The organism is Bacillus solimangrovi (genome assembly GCF_001742425.1).
GTDB classification, from domain to species: domain Bacteria; phylum Bacillota; class Bacilli; order Bacillales; family Bacillaceae_N; genus Bacillus_AV; species Bacillus_AV solimangrovi.
Map to the genome: position 1 here is coordinate 1 of NZ_MJEH01000054.1, position 3573 is coordinate 3573.

Sequence of the window (3573 nt, forward strand, 5' to 3'; positions counted from 1 at the left end):
GGGCAAAGACAGAGTAAGATCTTTTGGACATAATAAATACTCCCCCATAAGCAGCCAGATTTATATTTTTTAAACTGTCTACCTATGGGGGAGCATATCACATAAGATCTCTGTGCTACGACGTGATTTCCTCTAAACTATATTCCATTTCAAGTAACATCTGCTTCTTATCAATGCCACCATGGTAACATACGAGAGAGCCATTGCTACCAACTATACGATGGCACGGCACAATAATTGGTAAGGGGTTTTTATTCACAGCACACCCGACAGCCCGAACAGCCTTGGGAGATTGAATGACTTGTGCAAGCTCCCGATATGAATAAGTTTTACCATATCCTATATTTAGTAATGCTTGCCAAACCTTCTTCTCAAATAACGTACCATATAAATCAAATTTAAGATCAAAACTCTGTCTTTGCCCCTCGAAGTATTCTATCAGTTGAATATATACTGGATTATTCGTTTCTTTATCTTTTACTAATTCTGCTTTTCCGATATTTTTCTTTATCCATATATTTAATGTTGATTCATTTTTTTCAAAAGTTCCAAAAAGGATTCGGCAAACACCTTGCTTTGTGTGAACGACGATTAACGGACCAAAAGGACTCTCTATCTCACCATAATACAAGCGTTCCTGCACCATTATATCCCTTCTTTACAAACTTATATTGACAAAAGTATACCACGGAAACATTTCAATTTTAAGTATTTTACTAAAAATTGGACGCGCCTTTAGACACTTGTCTCAAGAGGTTATTCTTTATGATTCATTTGTATGATAATAAGGAATTCGAGTGATAGCCTTTTGGATTTCATCACAAACTTCTTGATCTTGCTCTTTCTCTAATGCTTGATTAAGTGCTTCCTTTACTTCATGTCCACCAATTTTTCCTATAGCCCATGCTGCTGTCCCTCTAATAACTGGACGTGGATCTTCTACTAACAGTTTTTCTAACAAAGGCAGGGCTGACTGATCTTTGTAATGAGCTATTGCAATGATCGCATTACGTTGAATCGGTTTCTTGCCACGCCATGAGCCTGATATTGCTCCAAATTTCTCTTTGAATTCTCGATTACTAATCGTAAGTAACGGCTGCAACCTTGGCTTTACAATCTCCGGATCTGGTTCCATCTCAGGGTGGAAATGAAAATCTTTTCCCTTATTCTTAGGACAAACCGTTTGACACGTATCACATCCGTATAAACGATTTCCAAGCTTTACTCGAAACTCTTCTGCAAGAAAGCCTTTCGTTTGTGTTAAAAAAGCAATACAACGCTGTGCGTTCAATTGGCCACCTTGTACAATCGCACCTGTTGGACATGCATCAATGCACTTCGTACACGTACCGCATTGTTCCTCTATCGGCGTATCTGGCTCAAATGGAATAGTTGTTATCATTTCCCCTAGATAGACGTAGGAGCCAAATTCAGGCGTAATAATGGCTGTATTTTTCGCACTCCAGCCAATTCCTGCTCGCTCTGCAACAGCTCTGTCTGAAAGCTCTCCTGTATCAACCATAGACTTACAAACAACATCTGCTACTCTTTCCTGTAAGAACTGCTCTAGCTTAGCTAGTTTCTCACGTAGAATATGATGATAATCAGTACCCCAAGATGCGCGACAAAATATCCCTCGTGGATCTTTACGTGTACTTCTCGGCGCATTTTTCATTTTAGATGGGTAAGCAAGGGCAATTGATACGATCGATCTCGCTTGAGGCATAATCATATTAGGTTCTGTCCGTTTTTCTATATTAGGTTCTTCAAATCCAGAATCATACTGTAAAGACTGTTGTAGCTTAAGGCGTTCTTTCAATTCCAAGAATGAATCTGTAGATGCGAAACCAATTTTATCAATACCAATTGATTTACTATATGCAATTAAGTCTATTTTTAACTGGGCATTTGTCATGATTAACCCTCCCACCCAATTAGTTTACTAAACATCAGTTTAATTATTTCCAATGAATGTTTTATCACATGTCAACGCTGCTAGGACTCCCACTTCAAAACTTAAAAGAGTTAACATTGGTTAAGTGAGAGAGCAAGCGTCAGTAATTACCTATTTGGTTTAACTAACCACCAATGAAGGAAGAAGAAAAATCCCCATGATGTAAGTTTCAGTTTATAGCATTCATTTATTATCAAAAAATAATAAAAAACGCAATGCTTCATTATAGAAACGAAACACTGCGTTGGTAGCAATTATTATAATGGAGCGGGTGATGGGAATCGAACCCACGACATCAGCTTGGAAGGCTGAGGTTTTACCACTAAACTACACCCGCAATTAATTAATTAAACTCATGATTAGGATTATATCATTGCTATATTTCAAAATCAATACCTTTTAGCCTATAAGATTTTATTACCTATTAACTAGTTAATAAGAGTAGATAGGATTTAAATCGACGAGTGATTGTTTTATAGAATAGGATTCGTTATAATAACCTTTGCTAACACCTTAGATTCGAACAATGGAGGTTTCGAGATATAGTATGCAACTTAAAATCCGTATCAATCTTGACAAAGTACTTAGAGAAAAGAAAATGAAACAAAAAGAACTGAATGATCTAATTGAACAAAAATTTGGAGAAGAAAAACGTCTTCGTCCTGCTACAATAAGTGAAATTTGTAATAACCAACGTAGTACGATCAATAAAGAACACATTGAACTCATTGCAAGTGCTCTTGAACTTGATAATGTAAACAAATTAATCTCTTTTGAAGAACAATTTAATTAAATGAAAGGCGTAATAGCATTGAACACCTATTACGCCTTTTCCTTATCTTATAAAATCCAAAAATACAAAAGAGCGATTAACTCTAAGTTAATCGCTCTTTTCATTAGTTTAATACCGGTGGTCGGGGTCGAACCGACACTCCCGAAGGAACACGATTTTGAGTCGTGCGCGTCTGCCAATTCCGCCACACCGGCTAATTAGGCAAATAAAAAAATGGTGCCGAGGGCCGGACTTGAACCGGCACGGTAGTCACCTACCGCAGGATTTTAAGTCCTGTGTGTCTGCCAATTCCACCACCCCGGCATTTTGGAGCGGAAGACGGGATTCGAACCCGCGACCCCCACCTTGGCAAGGTGGTGTTCTACCACTGAACTACTTCCGCGATTGGCTGGGCTAGCTGGATTCGAACCAACGCATGACGGAATCAAAATCCGTTGCCTTACCGCTTGGCGATAGCCCAATCAATGGGGCGACTGATGGGGATCGAACCCACGAATGCCGGAACCACAATCCGGTGTGTTAACCACTTCACCACAGTCGCCATATTCTCTTTTAAAAATTCTATTGGCAGGGGCAGTAGGAATCGAACCCACAATGACGGTTTTGGAGACCGTAGTTATACCGTTTAACTATGCCCCTATCTTTAAAATAGGTGGTGGAGGGGACAGGATTCGAACCTGTGAACCCGTAGGGAGCGGATTTACAGTCCGCCGCGTTTAGCCTCTTCGCTACCCCTCCATCTATCTTTCTGGTGCCGGCCAGAGGACTTGAACCCCCAACCTACTGATTACAAGTCAGTTGCTCTACCAATTGAGCTAGGCCGGCA

Annotated in this window: 3 protein-coding genes and 9 tRNA genes; 1 reads left to right on the top strand and 11 read right to left on the bottom strand. The window is 39.7% G+C overall.

The window, feature by feature from the left end:
• Positions 1–115: 115 nt before the first annotated feature.
• From BFG57_RS14870 to BFG57_RS14880, 3 genes are all read right to left on the bottom strand, one after another.
• Complete coding sequence (locus BFG57_RS14870) at positions 116–646, bottom strand: methylated-DNA--[protein]-cysteine S-methyltransferase (protein ID WP_069718287.1); 531 nt, start codon at positions 644–646, stop codon at positions 116–118.
• Positions 647–763: 117 nt separating this feature from the next.
• A complete protein-coding gene (gene queG, locus BFG57_RS14875; protein WP_069718288.1) occupies positions 764–1915 on the bottom strand; it encodes a tRNA epoxyqueuosine(34) reductase QueG in 1152 nt (383 codons plus the stop codon).
• A gap of 302 nt (positions 1916–2217) precedes the next feature.
• A tRNA-Gly gene (locus BFG57_RS14880) sits at positions 2218–2291 on the bottom strand.
• A 210-nt stretch (positions 2292–2501) separates the two neighbouring features.
• Between BFG57_RS14880 and BFG57_RS14885 the strand changes: the two genes are divergently transcribed.
• On the top strand, positions 2502–2747 hold the full coding sequence (locus tag BFG57_RS14885; protein ID WP_069718289.1) for a helix-turn-helix domain-containing protein: 246 nt from the start codon (positions 2502–2504) through the stop codon (positions 2745–2747).
• A 112-nt stretch (positions 2748–2859) separates the two neighbouring features.
• Here BFG57_RS14885 and BFG57_RS14890 read toward each other — a convergent pair.
• From BFG57_RS14890 to BFG57_RS14925, 8 genes are all read right to left on the bottom strand, one after another.
• Positions 2860–2941: transfer RNA gene (locus BFG57_RS14890), tRNA-Leu, on the bottom strand.
• Between the two features lie 20 nt (positions 2942–2961).
• Positions 2962–3050 (bottom strand) — tRNA-Leu (locus BFG57_RS14895).
• 4 nt (positions 3051–3054) lie between these two features.
• Positions 3055–3129 (bottom strand) — tRNA-Gly (locus BFG57_RS14900).
• Between the two features lie 3 nt (positions 3130–3132).
• Positions 3133–3207, bottom strand: a tRNA-Gln gene (locus BFG57_RS14905).
• Between the two features lie 5 nt (positions 3208–3212).
• A tRNA-His gene (locus tag BFG57_RS14910) sits at positions 3213–3288 on the bottom strand.
• Between the two features lie 24 nt (positions 3289–3312).
• Positions 3313–3386 (bottom strand) — tRNA-Trp (locus tag BFG57_RS14915).
• Between the two features lie 14 nt (positions 3387–3400).
• Positions 3401–3485: transfer RNA gene (locus BFG57_RS14920), tRNA-Tyr, on the bottom strand.
• An 11-nt stretch (positions 3486–3496) separates the two neighbouring features.
• Positions 3497–3572 (bottom strand) — tRNA-Thr (locus BFG57_RS14925).
• Position 3573: the final 1 nt, after the last annotated feature.

Bases quoted from the DNA above. Each gene is read 5' to 3' on its own strand.
- BFG57_RS14870 (WP_069718287.1), bottom strand. From the start codon at position 646: ATGGTGCAGGAACGCTTGTATTATGGTGAGATAGAGAGTCCTTTTGGT.
- queG (WP_069718288.1), bottom strand. From the start codon at position 1,915: ATGACAAATGCCCAGTTAAAAATAGACTTAATTGCATATAGTAAATCA.
- BFG57_RS14885 (WP_069718289.1), top strand. From the start codon at position 2,502: ATGCAACTTAAAATCCGTATCAATCTTGACAAAGTACTTAGAGAAAAG.